This window comes from Streptomyces sp. SAJ15 (genome assembly GCF_007595705.1).
Classification (GTDB): domain Bacteria; phylum Actinomycetota; class Actinomycetes; order Streptomycetales; family Streptomycetaceae; genus Streptomyces.
Genome location: NZ_NISY01000006.1, coordinates 1 through 17,872 on the forward strand (window position 1 = coordinate 1; position 17,872 = coordinate 17,872).

The following is a 17,872-nucleotide window of genomic DNA, read 5'->3' on the forward strand; positions in this document are numbered from 1 at the left end:
GGCTGCACACCTACAATCACCACCGCGGCCACACCGCACTGAAAGGCCAACCACCCGCCAGCCGCGTCCCCAACCTCACAGGGCAATACAACTAGGTCGGTCGGGAAGGTCCGGCGGTGCCGGCGGTCCCGGCGGTCCCGGCGGTGCCGCACCTCGACGTCCGAATGCCGCCAGCGTGGACGGCCCTCCTCCGATCACACTGGCGGCATGAGACCTTCATCCCCCACGGACTCGGTGACCGTCCTCACCGGCATGTACGCGGCCGAGGCGGAGTACCTGGCCGCCGGAGGCCCCGGCAAGGCGTCGTTCGACCTGCTGGCCCCCTTCTTCGCGCCGGACGTGGTGCTCCACCAGGCCGACGCCCTCCCCTACGGCGGCACCTGGCGCGGGCACCAGGGCATGGCGCGGTTCTTCCTCGCGATGGGCGAGGCGTGGGAGTCGTTCGACATGGTGGAGCAGGAGTTCCTCGCCACCGGCGAGACCGCCGTGGTGCTCACCCAGGTCCGCGCCCGTGCTCGGGCGACCGGTCGCGAACTCTCCTTCCCGATCCTGCAGACCATCACCGTCAAGGACGGGCGGATCACCGAGGTCCGGCCGTTCTACTGGGACACGCGCGCTGTCGCCGACGCCTGCGCGGAGCCGACCCCGACCGCCTGAGACAGCCCGCGTTCGCCCCACCGGTCGGGTCAGCCGGCCTCGTCGACGCGCACCGACCGCGTCATGGCGAACTCCAGGGCGTCCGCACCGGCGCGCACGGGCTGTACCGTCCCCGTCCGCTGGAAGTCGTGACGGGTGTAGAGACGCTCGGCGGGCTCGTTGCCCTCGGCCACCCACAAACGCACCGTGGGGACGTCGTGGTCGCGTGCCCAGCGCAGCACCTCGCGCACCAGCAGGTCGCCGACCCCCCGCCCCCTCGCGGCGGGCCGCACCCACAGGGACACCAGTTCGGCGACGCCGGGGTCGGCCGGGACGACGCCGATCAGCCCGCAGACCTCGCCGCCGTCCTCGGCGACGAACTGGTTGCGCCCCGCGAGGCGCTCCCGCCACCGGTCCTCGGGGAACGCCAGCTCACGGGCGAGCGTGGAGGCGAAGGCGGTCGGGGCGTCCGCCAGGGCCGCGAGCCGGACGGCGCGGTAGAGCGCCCAGTCCGGGACGTCCAGCACCCGCACGGAGATCGTCTGCATACGTCCGACCCTGCCACCGACCCGAAGACCCCCGCAAGCGATGCCACCCGGCCGTAGCCGCCGGCCGCCCGTCGCCCCGCTGCTCGACGCGGGGGTGGAGGACGGCCGTCGGTGGAGGACGGCCGTCGCCTTCCACGCCCCACTCGGCTCCCCGGCGCCGCTCGGCGCCTACATCCCGCCCACGCTGACGTGCGGACTGCCGTCGGGGCCCTGGGGGGTCAGGTCGATCTGGATCGTGTGCGTGGCCTCCCGCGCGACGGACCCGCCGCCACCCGCCGTGACCACACCGATCCGCAGTCCGGCCCTGCCCCCCGCCTCGCGCCGCACCTGGACCGCGAACTCCAGGTGCACCCGCTCCACCCCGAACTTGAGCGTGCGCCCGGCGCCCAACGCCTGGGCCGCCTCCAGTTCGTCGCGGACCTGTCCGATCACGTCCGCGAGCCCGGCGACCGCGTCCTCGACCCGGGCCTCGCCACGGGTTCCGTCACGTTCAGCCATCGCGTACTCCCCCCTGGGTAGTTATCGTGGGGCAGTATGAGCGAGACGGTGCGCGTTGCCAACTTCGCGTCATACGAGGAGAGCTGGCGCGTCTGTCTGCTTCGTGCGCAGGACCGCGCGGAGCGTCCGCTGGGCGCCGGCGTGCTGCTCCCCGGTGGCCTGGTGCTGACCTGCGCCCATTCGGTGCTCTCCCGGCCCGCCCCGGACGGTTCGCGCGACCCCCTGGACACGGTCTACGTCGACGTGCCGCGGGCCCCGCTCTCCCGACGGGTCGCGCCCGCGCCGCTGCCCGCCCGGGTGCTGCGCGAGTACCTCGTCCCGCCCACACCGCACTTCAGCGGCGACCTCGCGCTGCTCAAACTGAGTCGCGAACCGGACGTGCCGCACGCGGTGCTGCACCGTCAGATCCCGGCACACGGCGAACCGGTGCACTTCACCGGTTACCCGGAGGACCTCCCCGGCGGCGAGCACCTGGACGCCCGACTCATGGGCCACGGCGGACCCGCCCCGAACCCGGAGTGGGTCCAGCTGGACACGCACGGAGCGCCCTACGCCGTACGGCACGGGTACAGCGGAAGCGGGGTCGTGCACAGTCGCTCGCGCCGCCTCATCGGCATCGTGGCACACCAGTTCGGCACTCCGTACGCGCCGGTCCGCCGGGAGCACGCGTACATGATCCCCACGGAGACCGTGCTGAAGTACCTGCCCCTGGAACGGCTGGGGCTACGGGTGACCGGCGCCCGCGCCGTCTCCCGCGACATCGCCGTCGCCGCCGACCGCACCGCGTCGGGCCGGGTGCCCGGGCTGCACCGCAGGCTGACGCGATGGCTGGACGACGCACCCGACACCGAGCGGGTGGAGCTCGTCTTCGCCGGTGAGGGCCAGCACGCGCTGCTGCACACCGTGCGGTCCACCCTGACGCTCGCCGACCGCGAACAGAGCCCCCAGTCGGCCTCCGGCGGGCTGACCGGCGAACCACGCGCGGGCAGCATCGACTTCGCCGCCGACGCGACGAACCGGACCGTGGCGGAGCTCGCGGCCCAGGCAGCGGACCGCATCGGGCTGGAGTCCGCACCCCCGAGGGAACTCCTCTCCCGGATCGCCGAGAAGAGCCCGCCGCTGATCGCCGCGCTGCTCGCCGTCGACCGCTCCGCCTCCGCCGACGCCGAGGTCGTCGCCCTGCTGCGGGCCCTGCTCGCGCACCGCCACAGCCGGCTGCTCCTCGTCTTCAGCGACCCGGAGTCGCCGCTCCTGGCCCGCGTCTGCGACGAACTGCTGGAGCCCGACTGGCCCGACCGCCGGGCCGAGCGGCTCGCCGCGCGGCTGAGCGGCCTGACGGGCACCGAGCACCGGGGCGCTCAGCCGCCGACCGGACCCCCGGGCGCCCACCCCGAGCCCCAGCGGACCATCGCGGAGCGGGCGGCGCGCCTGCACGGCACGCTCCAGCGACTGGGGCGCGACGGACCCCTGTACGGGCGCCCCGCCCTGCCGCACGCCCTGTACCGGCTCGCCGTCGACATCGAGGCCGCCCTGCTGGAGGCCGAATGCTCCCAGCAGGTGCGATCCGGCCCGGGGGGATGGGACGAGTTCGTGGTGGAACCGCCCGGCGACGGCCTGACCGACCTGCCCGCGGTGACGGTCCGCGCCCCGGAGGCCATGGTCACCGCGTCCCCCGACCGGCAACTGGCCGCCGGAGACCTGCTCCACCAGCAGTACACGGTGGTGGGACCGATCGGGCGCGGCAGCCACGGGCAGGTGTACCTGGCCCGGGACCTGCTGCTGGAGAACCGGCCCGTCGCCCTGAAGGGCATACTCGACCCCCAGGACCCGGCCGCGGTGCTGCGCGCGCACCAGGAGCGGTTACGGCTGGTCAGCCTCAACCACCCCGCCGTCATCCGGGTCATCAACTACGCCCGCCACCAGCCGCGCGCGGCCGAGTTCATCGTGATGGAGTTCGCGGACGGCGCGCCCCTGGAGTGGGTGGCCGACCGGATCGCCCGGGAGGAGCCCCCCTTCGCCGGCCCCCGGGTGCGGGAGTTCATCGTCGCCTACGGCCTGCGCGTGCTGGACGCGCTCGGCTACCTCCACGAGCAGGAGGGACTGGTCTACGGCGACCTCTCCCTCACCAACGTGCTGCACTGCGGCACGGGCATCAAACTCATCGACGTCGCGGGGGTACGGGAGCCGGGCGTGGCGGGTCCCGTCACCCACCGCCCACCGGAGAGCGGACCGGCGGGCGACATGACGACCGCGGGCGACCTCTTCGGCGTCGGCGCCGTGCTGACGGAGCTCCTGGACCGCATTCCGGAGCCGCCGGACGACCTCGGCACCCGCTCGCTGCGCCACGCGCTGCGTCGCGCCACGGACGACGACCCCCGACGGCGCTACGCCTCCGCGCGGGAGATGGCCGTCCAACTGGGCGGGGTGCTGCGCGAGCTGCGCTCGCTGAGGCTCGGGGAGGAGGCGTTCGAGCCCTCGCCGCTGTTCGCCCCCGCCGCCACTACCCTGGACGGCCAGCTCGGCAAGGCCCCGTCCCTGGACCGCTGGCGCCGGGGGAGCGACGCGGGCAGCGGCCTGGGCGCCCCGGTGCCGGGCCCGGCGGAGGCGGCGGTCGCGCTCCCGGTGCCCAAGCCCGACCGCGAGGACCCCAACTGGAAGGAGCTCCAGCGCACCTCGTACGACGACCCGGCCGGGCTGCTCCAGCTCAGCGAGGAGTGGCTGCCCTCTCCCGAGCTGCACCTGCTGCGCTGCCGCCTCCAGTTGGAGCTCGCCCGGCACGACGGCCGCGCCGCCGCCCGGCTGGTCAACGCATCGCTGGAGCACCAGCGCGCCCACCGGCTGCTCGCCGCCGAAGGCCGCGCCGCATACGACTGGCGGCTCGACTGGCACCAGGGCCTGACGCACCTCGCGCACGGCAGGGTGGAGCAGGCGCTGGCGGCCTTCGACGAGGTGTACAAGGCGATCCCCGGCGAGTACGCGCCCAAGCTGGCGCTCGGCTACTGCCACGAGTACCTGGCGGCCGACGCCCGCGGCTCCACCACGCCCGGCGGGCCGCCCCCGTCGGCGAGCCCCCAGACCCCCGGGTCCCCGGCCGGCCGGGGCCGCGGCGGTGGCCGACGGGCCGAGCCCGCCGCGGGGCGGGACGGGGCCTCCAAGGGGCGGGCGCGGACCGCCGCGGCACGGGAGGGGTCCTCCGAGGGGCGGGTGGGGTCCTCCGACGCGGGACGGGCCGAGCGCCCCACCGGACGGGCGGGGAGCTCCCCGGAAGCGGCCGAGCCCGCCGCCCCGCCGGAGACCGTCGCCGGACGGGCGGAGACGCCTGCCGGGCGGTCGGGGACCCCCGCGCGAGGGGCGGCGGAGCCCTCCACCGGGCGGACCGACGTCCCCGACCGGCGGCCACCGGCCGGCAGCCCGTCGTCGCCCGCGGCGGAGGCGGGGGAGTCCCACCCCGCCGAGGAGCGCGGCGCGCGGTCGGGCGCCGGACGACCCGGCCGCGGAGCGGAGGCGGCGGAGCCGCCGGACCCGGCCGTCGAGGCGCACGAACAGCGGGCCATGCGGTACTACGACGCCGTGTGGCGGCGCAACCACGCCCAGGGCAGCGCCGCGTTCGGGCTGGCCCGGATCCACCTCGCCCGCGGCGACCCCGACGCCGCCCTGGCCTCGCTCGACGGCGTACCCGCCGACTCCCGGCACCGTACGGCGGCCCGCACCGCGATGGTCCGCATCCATGCCGGCCCGCGCGCCGACGGCGGCCCGCCCACGGTGCGATCCATCGCCCGCGCCTACGCCGGACTGCACCGGCTGGCCAGCCACGAGGGGTTGACCGACCGACAGGCCCGCGAGCGGCTCACCGCCGAGTTGCACGAACGGCTGCTCGACCTGGTGGTGGCCGCCGGCGAGGGGCGGGGGCCGCTGGCCGAGCTGCGCGACCCGTTGCCCGCCGCCACCTCCGTGCCGGCCACCGAGCGGGAGCTGCGCGAGCAGCTGTCCGCCGTCTACCGCCTGCTCGCCAAGCAGGTGCCCCGTACCGGAGACCCGCGGCACGCGGCCCTCGCCGAGGCGCTCCTCGACAACGCCTACCGCACCCGCCCCCTGGGCCTCCGCCACTACCGCGATCGCCGCCGGGTGCCGTGGCTCGCCGCCCTCCGGCCCGCGCGCCGGACCCCGGACCCCGGAGAGGAACCGGAGTCGGGAGGGCGACGACGGACATCGGAACCCGACCGAGCTCCCGAGCCGGCGGCGGGTGACGACGGATGAGCCGGCCCTTCAGACGCGGCGCCCGTCCCGCGCGCCCGGGCCGATCAGCCCGGCCGATCCGCTCGGCCGCGGCGGCCCCGCCGACCGGGCTGTCGGGCCGGCTGCCGGGCGCGCTCTGGCGGCGCGCGGCCGGGCGCGGACCCACCGCCGAAGGACCGTCCACCGCCGGCTTCCTCCGGCGCCGCACGTTCGTGCTGCCCACCCTCGCCCTCGTCGTCCTCGTCCTGAGCACCGTCGCCTTCCACGACGTCCACGGGCGTACCGAGCGGCTGAGCAACCGCCTCACCCCCGCCCTGGTACAACTCGCCCAGGCCCGCACCGCACTGGAGCTCGCCCAGGCAGAGGCCGAACGACGCCTCCGCGAGGAGGACGGCCTCGTCGAGCTCGGCGAGACCTACCGGCTCCAGCTGACCCAGGCCGCCCAGAGCCTCAACCAGGTCGCGCAGTCCGGCGCCCTGAACCGGGCACAGGAGCAGGAGCTGCGCGTGGTCTCCGGGTTGGTCGTCGGCTACGGCGAGAAGATCGCCTGGGCGGAGCGCCACCGGACGAGCCCGCTGCTGCGCAACGCCGGGCTGGACTACGCCGCCGGAATGCTGCGCGACCCGCCACGCGGAACCCGCCCCGGCACGGCCGGCGCGGCCGAAGCGGGCGGGAGCGCCGCGACGGACGGCGACCCCAGCACCATTCTGGGTCGCATCGGGCGCCTGGAGGCCCAACTGCGCGACGAGGTCGACGACGTGGTGGCCTGGAGCCCGCTCACCCTCGCCTTCGCCGCTTCGACGCTGTGCGCCGCCGTCGTCTTCGCCGTGACCGCGCTCGGCACGCTGGTCTTCCTCTGCCACCGGCTGCGGCTGCTCAGCCTCCAACTGGCCGTCGCGGCGGTGCCGGTGCTCCTGCTGCCGCTGCTCCTCGCCGTCGGCGGCACACAGGAGCAGTCCGCCCAGCGGCGGGCGCGCGCCACGGTCGCCGGCCTCCAGGAGGTGCGCGCGGACCGCGACGCCCCCCGCCGGATCGAGAAGACCGGTGGTGCGGCCGCCCGACAGATCGACGCGGCCCACCCCGAGGGCTGGTCGCTGACCATGGGCATCGTCGTGGCTTGTGCCGCCGCGGGCGCCCTGACCTGCGGCGTGACCCTGTTCCTGTACGCGCGCCCCTACCCCACCCCCGCCCGCTCCCGACGGAAGTACTCGCGAACATGACGATGCGCCTGTGGGTGAGGACCGTGCTCGCCGCGTGTCTGATCGCCGGAACCACCCTGACCGCCGGCGGCTGCTCCCGCACGACGGAGGAGCTGGTCGTCCTGGGACCCTGGACCGACGGCGAGGAGAAGCCCTTCGAGAACGCCCTGACCGAGCTCGGCGAGCGCGCCGGCCGCGCTTACGTCTACAAGGGCACGCGCTCGTTGCGCGAGACGCTGCTCGCCCAGCTCCAGGCGGGCGCCCCACCGGACGTGGTGATCTTCAGCAGCCCGGGCGACATCGCCGAGTACGCCCGCGCCGGCAAGGTGCGACAGCTCGACGAGGACCTGGCGTCGCGGGCGCGGCAGCCGTGGGCTCCGGACGTGGCGGGCCGCGACCAGAACGGCGACTCCCGCGACGGAACGTACTGGGTGCCGGTGCGGGTGGATCTGAAGTCGCTGGTCTGGAGCCGAACGAAGCCCTCCGGGAAGGCCGGTACGCCCGCGGACTGGTGCCTGGGCATGAGCTCGGGCGCGACCTCCGGGTGGCCCGGCACCGACTGGGTGGAGGACCTGGTGCTCCAACGCCAGGGCTGGACCGCGTACGAGCGGTGGGCCACCGGTGAGACGTCGTGGCAGGCGACCCGTCCGGCCTGGGAGGAGTGGGCGGACCTGCTCACCGCTCAGGGCGGCGACCTCGGCCGGGAGGGGCTCGCCACCTCTTTCGAACAGCTCGGCCACGGCAGGTCCGGCCTGCTGAACCGCGGCGACTGCCGCCAGGAGCACCAGGGCTCCTTCATCCGCCGCCACTACGACGACGACGTGCGCCCGTACCGCACCCGCCACTACCTCCGCGCCCCGGAGAACCGCGAGGAGCGCGAGGCCGCGGCGGACGACGTCTTCGAGGTCTCCGGCGACATGGCCGCGGTCTTCACCTCGGACCCCGCGGCCAGGGAACTGCTCAAGGGGCTCACCTCACAGCGCTTCCGGGAGGCATGGGCCCGTGACGCCGAGCCGGGGGAGCGCCCGCTCTTCCCCGAGGGCGAGTCCGCCCCGGCCGCCGCGCGGCCCTCCGCGGCCACCGGGGCCGTCCAGGAGCTGTTCGACGGCGCGCGGCGGGTCTGTCTGGACGCGTCGGACGCCATGCCCCCCACCCTGCGGGAGGCCTTCCACCGGGCGGTCCTGGAGTTCCTCGGCGCCCCGAAGGACGCGAAGCTGCTGACCCGGCTGCTCGACCGGCTGGAGGCGGAACGGACCCTGCAGGAGCGGGAGAAGGCGTTCGTGCTGGAGGACCTGTGCGCGAGGAACGGACGGCACGGGGCATGACGACCGGCCCCGCCGCCCGAGGCGGGCCCCGCCCGCTCGACATGGGTGCCACCCGGCACGGCGGGCGGCGTCCCACCGGGCGACGCGGAGGCGAAGACGATGGGACATCTTCCGGAGACTGAGAGATATTCAGCAGCTCATTCGATCTTCCTAAGGTTGGACACATCGAACGAGGCCCGGGAAACACCCGGGCTCCGACAAGGAGATGTGTGATGCGTGCTGTGAAGCAGAAGTCCTTCGGCGGCCCCGAGGTCCTGGAGGTCGTGGAGACGGAGCGCCCCACCCCGCTCGGCGGCGAGGTCCTGGTGCGGGTGCGGGCCAGCGCCGTGAACCCGGTCGACGTGGCCGTCCGGTCCGGCGCCTACCCGCTGCTCGGCGAGCCGCCGTTCGGTGTCGGCTGGGACATCTCCGGTGTCGTCGAGGAGGTCGGCCCCGGCGCCCGGTTCAAGCCGGGTGACGAGGTGTTCGGGATGCCGTTCTTCCCGCGCGCCGCCACCGGATACGCCGAGTACGTGGCCGTCCCCGGACGTCAGGTGGCCCGCAAGCCCGCCACCCTCGACCATGTGCACGCCGCCGCGCTGCCCCTCGCCGCGCTCACCGCCTGGCAGGGCCTGGTCGACGCGGCCGGCGTGGGGGAGGGCGACCGGGTGCTGGTGCACCGCGCCGCCGGCGGCGTCGGCCACTTCGCCATCCAGATCGCCAAGGCCCGCGGCGCCCATGTGATCGCCCTGGCCAGCGCCGCCCGGCACGACTTCGTGCGCGAGCTCGGGGCCGACGAGGTCATCGACTACCGCACCACCGACTTCACCGAGGCGGTCAAGGACGTCGACATCGTCTTCGACTCCAACTCCGAGGGCGACCGCTCGCTGTCGGTCCTGCGCCCGGGCGGCACGCTCGTCAGCATCATGCAGCACATGGACCAGGAACTCGCCGCCCGCGTCGAGGCCGCGGGCCGGCGGTTCGCGGGCGTCTCCGTCGAGCCCGACTACGCCGCGCTGGAGGCGATCGCCGCGCTCGTCGACGAGGGCCGCGTCCGCCCGCACGTCTTCGAGACCTTCCCGCTGGCCGAGGCCGCCGCGGCGCACGAGCTGGTCGCGTCCGGCCGGGTCCAGGGCAAGGTCGTGCTGACCGTCGACTGAGACGGCGATGTGGTGCCGGGGGCCCGCCCGTAGGACCGCGTGTGCGGTCCACGGGGGCGGCCCCGGCGGCCGATCGCGCGGCGGAGTTAACCGCTTGCCGTCGGGCCGGGTGCCATGGATAGTTCACCGGCATGGACGAGATGGCCCTGCTCCGCCTGGCCGACGGCCCGGTGACCCGCCGTCGGCTCGCCGACGACCTGTCCGCGCTGGGACTCGCCGCGGGCGACATCGTGATGTTCCACACCCGGATGTCCGCGCTCGGGTATGTGGCCGGCGGTCCCACCACGGTCATCGACGCGCTGCGCGACGTCGTCACCGAGCGGGGGACCCTGATGGTGACGTGCGGATGGAACGACGCACCGCCCTACGACCACACGGACTGGCCGCGTCCCTGGCGGGACGCGCTGCGCGAGCAGCTCCCGGCCTTCGACCCCGTGCTCAGCGAGGCCGACCACAACAACGGTCGGCTGCCGGAGGCGCTGCGCCGCTGGCCGGGCGCCGTGCGCAGCCGACACCCGGACGTCAGCTTCGCGGCCCTGGGACCGGCCGCGCACCCGCTGATGGACGAGCACCCCTGGGACGATCCCCACGGTCCCGACAGTCCGCTGGCGCGGCTGGTCGCCATGGGCGGCCGCGTCCTCCTCCTCGGCGCTCCCCTGGACGCGCTGACCCTCCTGCACCACGCCGAGGCGCTCGCCGAGGCCCCCGGGAAGCGGTACGTGGAGTACGAGCAGCCGATCACCGTGGACGGCGAGCGGGTCTGGCGCCGCTTCCGGGACATCGACTCCGAGGACGGGGCCTTCGACTACTCGGGGGTGGTCCCGGAGGGACAGTGGCCGTTCGAGGCCATCGCCCAGGACATGCTCGCCGCCGGCATCGGCCGCGGGGGCACGGTCGGCGCGGCCCAGAGCCACCTCTTCGAAGCGGCCGACGTGGTGGAGCACGGGGTGGCGTGGATGGAGGAGAAGCTCGGCGGACGCCCCCTCGACCGCCCGGACGTCAGTCGACGCCGACCTTCGTCAGGAACTGGTGGAGATTGACGAAGAGGCGCTCGACCTTCTGCTCCAGCGTGAGCGTCTCCTCGTAGCTCAGCTCGCCCCCGGTCTGCCTCCTCCCCCTCAGATAGAGGGAGCACTGCAGATCGGCGCACAGATAGGCGCCGGAGGTGTTGCCCTGCCGTCCGGCGGCGCCCACCTTGGGCGCCGCCAGCAGGGCCACGCCCGTCCCCGGGTGCGGGGTCAGACACAGCGAGCAGACCGTCGTCTTGGCGAGGCTGCGCTGGACGCCCTGCGAGGCGCGCAGGGTGATGCCGATGAGGCGGCTGTTCCGTTCGGCGACGAGGTAGCCCCGGTCGGGGGCGCCCGGATCGCGCCAGCCGAGGAAGTCCAGGTCGGCCCAGGGTCGCTCGGCCAGATCCCGCGGAACGCTGAGCCTCCGGGCTTCTCCCTTCGAGCAGTTGACGAAGGAGGCGCGGACAGCCGTCTCGGTGAGTGGTTCCATGAGCGGCGACACTAGGGATCGCTTGATGTGGTGTCACGTGAATTTGTCGGCCCTCGGCGCGGGAGGGCACACACCGAGCCCGTGCGCCCGGACCGCGAGGGGAACGCACCGAGCTTGACCGCTTCCGGTGCGCCGGTGCTCCTCCTACCGGGGCCGGGCCAGGCGTTCGGCGAGGTCGATCAGGTCCGGAAGCCGCAACACCCGGTCACCGGCCCCCGGCAGCGGCACATGCAGCGGATCCGTCCAGCGTGCGGGAATCGCCTCGGGTCCGTAGACCGCTCCGGCGAGACCTCCGGTGACGGCCGCGACGGTGTCGGTGTCCCCGCCGAGGTCGACGGCCGCGCGCACCGCCCCCTCGTAGGAGGAGGTGGTGCGCAGGGCCCAGACCGCGGAGGCGAGACAGGGCCAGACAGCCCCGTTGAACTCGGTGGCCTGGTCCGGCGTCCAGCGCGGTGCCAGCACGGTGGCGTACCGCTCCCGGTGCTCGGGATGGACGTGTTCCAGCGCGCCGGGGAGGGCGGTGAGCGGGTCGGCACCGCCCAGCGCGGCGCGGAGCAACTCGTGGTAGACGGCGGTGCCCTCCCATGCCGCGCGGTCGCCGTGGGTCAGGGCGGCGATCCGGCGGGCCGCGTCCATGGTCGCCTGTCGCCCGCGTCCGGCGAAGTAGACCGCGGAGGTGGTGGCGCGCATCAGCGCGCCGTTGCCGGCGGCACGAGGGTTCACCGCGAAGTGCGCCGCCGCGGCGCGGTGCCAGGGCTCGCCGTTGGTGAGGACGTCCTCGGTCTGCAGACCGATGTCCTTGGGGCCGGCGGCCGCCCACCGCCGGAAGCGCGCGAAGACGTCCGCCGGGTCCAGGCCGCCGCACTCCAGGAGCGATGCGCCCAGGTGGACGGCCATCTGCGTGTCGTCGGTCGCCTCGCCGGCGTCCCAGCCGCCCCCGCCGCACATCTCCCCGCCGTGACCGGTGTCGGGGAATCGTCCGGAGAAGACCCCGGGGAGACCGAACTCGAACGGCGCGCCCAGCGCATCGCCCACCGCCGATCCGACGACCGCCCCGACGGCACGTTCCACATGGTTCATCCGGGGAGCGTAACGCCGAGCGCGCTCGGCGGCGGCACCGCTCAGGGTGACTGCTCGGTCCAGATGGTCTTGCCCTCATGCGTGTAGCGGGTGCCCCAGCGATCGGTCAGCTGGGCGACCAGGAACAGACCCCGACCTCCCTCGTCCGTGCTGCGGGCCCGGCGCAGGTGCGGAGCGGTGGCGCTGTGGTCCGACACCTCGCAGATGAGGGCGGTGTCCCGGATCAGGCGCAGCCGCACCGGGCCGGCCCCGTACCGGTAGGCGTTGGTGACCAGTTCGCTGACGATGAGTTCGGTGGTGAAGGCCAGGTCGCGCAGCTCCCATTCGGCCAACTGGGCGACGGTCAGCCGGCGTGCCCGGTGCGCGGCGGTGGGCTCGGCGTCCAGGGTCCAGGTGACGACGTTCTCCCGGCCCAGGACGCGGGTCCGGGCGAGGAGCAGGGCCACGTCGTCCGAGGGTCGGTCGGGCAGGACGGTCCGGGTGATCGTGTCGCAGATGTCCTCGAGGTCACGCGTGGGAGGGACGAGCGCGGCGCGCAGCAGGTCCAGCCCCTCGTCGACATCGCGGTGGCCCGCCTCGAGGAGCCCGTCGGTGTAGAGGGCGAGCAGGCTGCCCTCGCCGAGTTCGATCTCGGTGCTCTCGAACGGCAGTCCGCCCAGGCCGAGGGGTGGTCCGGCGGGCAGCTCGGCGAGGGCGACCCGCCCGTCGGGGGAGACGACGAGGGGCGGGGGATGCCCGGCGCGGGCGAGCACGCAGCGGCGGGAGGCCGGGTCGTAGACGGCGTACAGACAGGTCGCGCCGATGATCTGCTCACCGGTGGCCGGGTCCGGGGCCTCACGCTCGGCGGCGAGCCGGCTGACGAGGTCGTCGAGTTGGGAGAGCACCTCGTCGGGCTCCAGGTCGAGCCCGGCCAGCGCGTGCACGGCGGTGCGCAGCCGACCCATCGTGGCGGTGGCCGGAACGCCGTGGCCGACCACGTCCCCGACGATCAGGGCGACCCGCGCCCCGGACAGCGGGATCACGTCGAACCAGTCGCCGGCGGCGTCCGCGGCCCCGGCCGGGAGGTAGCGGTGGGCGATCTCGACCGCCGGGTGCGCCGGCACCTCGGCCGGCAGCAGGCTCCGCTGCAGGGCCAGCGCGGCAGTGCGCTGCTGGGTGTAGCGGCGGGCGTTGTCGATGCAGACGGCGGCGCGCGCGGCGAACTCCTCGGCCAGCTTCAGATCGTCCTGCTCGAACGGCTGGACCTGGTGGGTGCGCCACAGACTGACGACCCCGAGCGTCACCCCGCGGGCCCGCAGCGGCACCGCCATCAGCGAGTGCGAGTGCGCGCCATGCTCGCCCGGCCCGGCCGCGCCGTCCAGGTCATGGGCGTCGTCGAGGCCCAACCAGTCGGGCGGCGGCTCGGCCGAGGGCTCCAGCACGGGGTGGGCCTCGCCGAGGCAGCGGGCCTGCGGCGTGCCGGGCGCGAAGACCACCCGATCCTCCTCCCGGTGCAGGGCGGGTCGGGGGCGGTGGCGCACCCCGTGCACGGCGACCCGGCGCAGGACTCCGGAGCCGTGGGGCCCCGGTTCCTCGCCGTGCAGGACCGGCTCAAGCAGATCCACGGTCACACAGTCGGCGAGGCCCGACACCGCCACATCGGCCAGTTCCTCGGCGGTGCGCACCACGTCCAGGGTGGTGCCGATCCGGGCGCTGGCCTCGTTCAGCAGGGCCAGCCGAAGCCGCGCCCGCCTCCGGTCGGTGACGTCCTCCACCATCTGGGCGACGCCGAGGACCCGCCCCTCCGGATCCTCCATGCGGAAGGCGGAGACGGAGACGACGCGATCGTGTCCCGGCGGGTCGGTGAGCAGCCGGCACGGCTGCTCGGTGAAGATGAGCGGACGCCCGACGTCCAGAACGCGCCGTAGATCGCGCTCCGCGGGCCGCGCGTCCCGGGCGACCAGGAAGTCGCCCATGCGCATCCCCCGGATCGCCTCCGCGGGAACACCGCCGAAGCCCGCGATGGTCCGGTTGACCCGCAGGATGGTCAGATCCGGGGCGTACACGGCGATGCCGATGGGACAGCGCCTGAAGAGTCCGTCCAGCAGCGAGCGGTCGATCTCCCAGCGGATCGCCTCGTCCGACGGGGCGCCCACGAGGAACCACTCCTCGCGCCCGCCGGGCCGGACGACACGACGCGCCCGGAGCCCCACCCCGACGTGGTCCCCGTCGCGCCGTCGGAGGGGCAGGACGCCGAACCAACCACCGGACTCCAGGCACTCCGCGACGGCATGGCCGGTGACCGCACGGTCGTCCTCGGCGACGAGGACGTCGAGCGCCGAGCGGCCGAGCACCTCCGCGGGCGAGTAGCCGAGCAGTCGCGTGGCCAGTGGGCTCCAGCCGACGATCATTCCCCGGTGGTCGAGGACGGCGACAGCGGACCGACGCACCGCGAAAGGGTCTTCCGGGCTCTCACTGATCGTCATCAACGGCGTGTCCATCGCCCACACCCTCGCATCGGGACCCCCGGACCGCGCCCCGCGACACGTGCCTTTTCACCGTGTTGCCGGCGCGGGACGGGCCTCGCCGGGCGGGGGCTCGTACGGCGCATCTCTTCACCATGGCCACAGAGATGGCAGACAACCGCACGCCCTGACAGCACTCCCTTGCGCCCTGTCAGGGACATGCGCCCCTCCTTACCGTTCGGAAGAGGAGTTTCCGCATCCATGGAGGTCCCAGATGAAGCGCAGCCGAATCCTCACCGTTCTGGTCACCGTCGCGCTGACCGCGGGCGCGGCCACCGCCGTCGCCCAGGGCAACGACGAGAAGCCCGTACCCGAACCGAAACCGCGCGCCGTCGAGGCGGCGGCGGCCGCGCACACCCAGCACATCGGAGACCCGGTGACCGTCGGCGCGGGTCAGTTCCGCTTCGCCCAGGTGACGTGCCCGGCCGGTACGGTGCCCACCGGAGGTGGCGGCTCGACCTCCGGCACCACCCTCTTCTTCACCGACTCGTACGCCAGCGGCAACCTGTGGCTGGTCGGCGGCAAGAACACGGGCACCTCCGATGTCGTCCTGAGAGCGCGCGCGGTCTGCACCGTCCCCTAGGCCCCGCTCAGTCCCCCCGGCCCCACCCGTGGCGGGAGCCCCTTCCTCGAGGAAGCGGGCTCCCGCTCCGCGTGCGGGCGTCGACGGGCGCGTACCGGCGGATTCCGGGGAGCGGACCGCATGCCGTATGGCGGTGCCGTAAGGCGGTGGTCCTCAGTAGTTCAGCAGACGCAGTGCCTCGAAACTCCGGGCGAGAGCCGCGGAGGAGAGATCGAGACACGGAACGCCCGACGTGAGAACCGCCCTCGACACCACGGGCGAGGTGACCTGGCGGGGGATCGCGGGTCGCGGACGCGTGGCATCCCGATCGCCCTTGTCGCGATCGTTCGGCATCGCGGGAGGTGTCGTCACGCCGCCGGACCCTACCGCGACTTCGGGGCGACGGCCCGGTAGATCCCTCCACCGAGTGAACGCCCTGAGTGAGCGCGTCCACGATGACGACGCCATGGTTCGAAAGAAGCCGACGGCGGGGCGGAAGTCCGCCGGACCGCGCACCCGCCGGCGGCCCTGGCCGGCCCCACCCGGGACACGGAGGGGAGCGGCGATGGGGCGTCAGACCCGGGTTGTGGTGCGACGGCACCCTGTTGTTGGATCGTCTGAGTGGACAGATATTCGGCGCCGCACGTCTCTTACGGCTACCCCGGTTGGCAGACCATCTCCTACCTGGCCCCGGCGCGCTCCGGGCCGCCCGAGCTGCGGGTGGCCGGCCCGCTCGGGCGGTCGGCGGCTCGCGCCGTCGACCTGTCGGTCGTGGTCCTCGCGCTGTTCACGGCACGCGGCGCGGGGATGACGTCCGGCCTGCTCGTCACCCCGATCCTGCTGGTCGGGCTGGCCTACGAGCCCCTCATGACGTGGCGGTTCGGCACGACGATCGGCAAGCGGTGCTTCGGTCTGCGCGTGGTCCGGCTGGACGACGGCGACGGGCTCTCCCTCGGGCGGGCCCTGTGGCGTTGGGTGTGCGTCGTCGTCTCCTGCGTCGTTCCCGTCCTGGGACTCGTCAGCGGTCTGCGGTATCTGACCGACGAGCCCTACCACCAGTGCCTGCACGACAAGGCCGCGGGAAGCGTCGTCGTCCGCGGCAAGTCCTGAGTCTCCGCCGGTCGGTTCGGCGATGCTCTGCCGGGTCGTCCCGCGTTTCGCGCACCCTGCCGGGTCGTCCGCCGCCGGGGCGTTCCGCGTTTCGGGTGTTCCGTGTCGAGGGCGGCGGGGCGCCGCCGGACCCGGACCGCGCCGATCCATGGCAGCACGGCCTCGATAGGGTGTGCGACATGGGGCTGTGGAGGAGAGGCAAGCCGGCGGTCGTACCCGAGACGGCCGGCGGTGCCCTGCCGGCCGGACCGTGGCAGGCGCCCAGCGCGGTCGAGGCGAAGCTGTTCGAGGCGAAGACCCGGTCCGACTGGGCCGGATACCTTGCTGTCCTGGCCCGCACCTCGCTGTTTCTCGCCGACACGCGTGACCACGCCGACAGCCACCCCGACACCGTCACGTTCATCCCCCACCGGCACCCCCAGACCGGGGCCCGGTATCTGGCGGTCTTCACCGAGGGCATGCTGCCTCCGCCCACCCCGGAACTCGTCTTCCACGGAGGCTCGCTGGACTGGTACGCCCGTGCCTGGAAGGAGAGCGACCCACCCTGGCTGGCCGTCAACCCGGGAACGCCCTGCGAGGCGTTCCTCCCCACGTCCCCCGAACGACGGGCGGACTGGCGGCGCCACGCCTCCCAGACCCACCACCACCCCCACGGCGAGCTCCGCACCCTCCATGTGGGAGGCCCGCTCCAGGGCCCCGTGGCCCACGGGCTGGCCTGCGCCGCGCTGCTGTTCGTGAAGAACGGCGAGCTGTGGAACGCCATGGCCTACCACGGCGGCGGCTACCACAGCGAGCGGGACCGGCTGAAGGAGTGGTGGGGGATCACCAGCCGCGAGGAGTGGCAGCAGACCCAGCGTGACCTGCTCGACGCCGACCAGGTCAGCCCCGTGTGGGAGTACGCCCTCGGGATCCGCCGCACCCTCGCCCGGGACTTCGCCGGCCAGGTCGACGTCGACCTGTGGCGACAGGCAGCGGAACAGACGCTGCGCCACCGCGCCGCGCAGGCCGCCGAGCCCCGGATCACCCCCGACGGGGTCACCGCCGCCGAACCCGGCCACGCCACCCGGACGGAGGCCAGGATCACCGGGGTGCAGCGGCTCATCGGTCGCATCGCCCGGTACGAGGCGCGCTTCCGCGCGGACGGAATCCTGTCGGAGAACGCGTTCGTACCCAGCGTGGAGGCATGGGACTACGGACGGGCGTCGGGGATGGCGCGCTGGGCCCTGGGCGCCCGCTACGCCACCCTCCAGGAGGCCGAGCAGGCCGTCACCCGCGCCGGGTACGCCAGCCAGACCAACTACCGCTCGTGGGAGGAATTCTCCGCCTCCTACATCCTCGGGCGCTGCCTCCACTTCGACGAAGAGGAGTTCGGCACCTGGTACGAGGACATGCTCGCCGCGCACCGCGTCCTGACCACCGATCCCGAGAGTCCCTGGCTCACCATCCCCTGGAAGTAGCCCGCAGTCCGCGGGGCCGTCCCGCGCCGGCCCGAGCCCGGCTCCCGCGGCGGAGCTCGGGCGCCCGCCGCCGAGGCC

14 protein-coding genes are annotated in these 17,872 nt (G+C 74.3%); 9 read left to right on the plus strand and 5 right to left on the minus strand.

What is annotated here, in order from left to right; genetic code table 11:
* Nucleotides 1-207: 207 nt before the first annotated feature.
* Nucleotides 208-657, plus strand: coding sequence for a nuclear transport factor 2 family protein (locus tag CD790_RS17140; RefSeq protein ID WP_144384127.1), 450 nt, complete (start codon nucleotides 208-210; stop codon nucleotides 655-657).
* A gap of 29 nt (nucleotides 658-686) precedes the next feature.
* Here the strand turns inward: CD790_RS17140 and CD790_RS17145 are convergent, their stop codons facing one another.
* Nucleotides 687-1,184 carry a GNAT family N-acetyltransferase gene (locus tag CD790_RS17145; protein ID WP_144384128.1) on the minus strand — a complete coding sequence of 166 codons (498 nt, stop codon included), beginning with the start codon at nucleotides 1,182-1,184 and terminating at the stop codon, nucleotides 687-689.
* A gap of 168 nt (nucleotides 1,185-1,352) precedes the next feature.
* The gene (locus tag CD790_RS17150) at nucleotides 1,353-1,682 is read right to left on the minus strand and encodes a trypco2 family protein (protein WP_144384129.1); all 330 of its coding nucleotides are present in this window, start codon (nucleotides 1,680-1,682) and stop codon (nucleotides 1,353-1,355) included.
* Nucleotides 1,683-1,718: 36 nt separating this feature from the next.
* Here CD790_RS17150 and CD790_RS17155 point away from each other — a divergent pair, with 36 nt between their 5' ends.
* From CD790_RS17155 to aac(3), 5 genes are all read left to right on the plus strand, one after another.
* Nucleotides 1,719-5,939, plus strand: coding sequence for a tetratricopeptide repeat protein (locus tag CD790_RS17155; RefSeq protein WP_144384130.1), 4,221 nt, complete (start codon nucleotides 1,719-1,721; stop codon nucleotides 5,937-5,939).
* Entirely contained in the window at nucleotides 5,936-7,138 is a 1,203-nt protein-coding gene (locus CD790_RS17160; protein WP_144384131.1) for a hypothetical protein, read from the plus strand. The genes CD790_RS17155 and CD790_RS17160 overlap by 4 nt, the downstream gene beginning before the upstream one ends.
* Nucleotides 7,135-8,442: an extracellular solute-binding protein gene (locus CD790_RS17165; protein WP_144384132.1), complete on the plus strand. Its 1,308-nt coding sequence runs from the start codon at nucleotides 7,135-7,137 to the stop codon at nucleotides 8,440-8,442. The genes CD790_RS17160 and CD790_RS17165 overlap by 4 nt, the downstream gene beginning before the upstream one ends.
* Nucleotides 8,443-8,654: 212 nt before the next feature.
* Nucleotides 8,655-9,581 carry an NADP-dependent oxidoreductase gene (locus CD790_RS17170; RefSeq protein ID WP_144384133.1) on the plus strand — a complete coding sequence of 309 codons (927 nt, stop codon included), beginning with the start codon at nucleotides 8,655-8,657 and terminating at the stop codon, nucleotides 9,579-9,581.
* A 131-nt stretch (nucleotides 9,582-9,712) separates the two neighbouring features.
* The gene (gene aac(3), locus CD790_RS17175; RefSeq protein ID WP_144384134.1) at nucleotides 9,713-10,621 is read left to right on the plus strand and encodes an aminoglycoside 3-N-acetyltransferase; all 909 of its coding nucleotides are present in this window, start codon (nucleotides 9,713-9,715) and stop codon (nucleotides 10,619-10,621) included.
* Here the strand turns inward: aac(3) and CD790_RS17180 are convergent.
* The 3 genes from CD790_RS17180 to CD790_RS17190 form a co-directional block, all read right to left on the minus strand.
* Nucleotides 10,581-11,081 carry an FBP domain-containing protein gene (locus tag CD790_RS17180; RefSeq protein WP_144384135.1) on the minus strand — a complete coding sequence of 167 codons (501 nt, stop codon included), beginning with the start codon at nucleotides 11,079-11,081 and terminating at the stop codon, nucleotides 10,581-10,583. The genes aac(3) and CD790_RS17180 overlap by 41 nt on opposite strands.
* A 144-nt stretch (nucleotides 11,082-11,225) precedes the next feature.
* Nucleotides 11,226-12,161, minus strand: a complete 936-nt coding sequence (locus CD790_RS17185) for an ADP-ribosylglycohydrolase family protein (protein ID WP_144384136.1) — start codon at nucleotides 12,159-12,161, stop codon at nucleotides 11,226-11,228.
* A 41-nt stretch (nucleotides 12,162-12,202) separates the two neighbouring features.
* Nucleotides 12,203-14,641 carry a SpoIIE family protein phosphatase gene (locus CD790_RS17190; RefSeq protein ID WP_144384137.1) on the minus strand — a complete coding sequence of 813 codons (2,439 nt, stop codon included), beginning with the start codon at nucleotides 14,639-14,641 and terminating at the stop codon, nucleotides 12,203-12,205.
* Between the two features lie 238 nt (nucleotides 14,642-14,879).
* Here CD790_RS17190 and CD790_RS17195 point away from each other — a divergent pair, with 238 nt between their 5' ends.
* The 3 genes from CD790_RS17195 to CD790_RS17205 all read left to right on the plus strand — a co-directional run bounded on the left by CD790_RS17195 (nucleotide 14,880) and on the right by CD790_RS17205 (nucleotide 17,794).
* Complete coding sequence (locus CD790_RS17195) at nucleotides 14,880-15,248, plus strand: hypothetical protein (protein WP_144384138.1); 369 nt, start codon at nucleotides 14,880-14,882, stop codon at nucleotides 15,246-15,248.
* A 600-nt stretch (nucleotides 15,249-15,848) separates the two neighbouring features.
* The gene (locus CD790_RS17200; protein ID WP_144384139.1) at nucleotides 15,849-16,337 is read left to right on the plus strand and encodes an RDD family protein; all 489 of its coding nucleotides are present in this window, start codon (nucleotides 15,849-15,851) and stop codon (nucleotides 16,335-16,337) included.
* A 179-nt stretch (nucleotides 16,338-16,516) separates the two neighbouring features.
* A complete protein-coding gene (locus CD790_RS17205) occupies nucleotides 16,517-17,794 on the plus strand; it encodes a DUF1266 domain-containing protein (protein ID WP_144384140.1) in 1,278 nt (425 codons plus the stop codon).
* Nucleotides 17,795-17,872 lie beyond the last annotated feature (78 nt).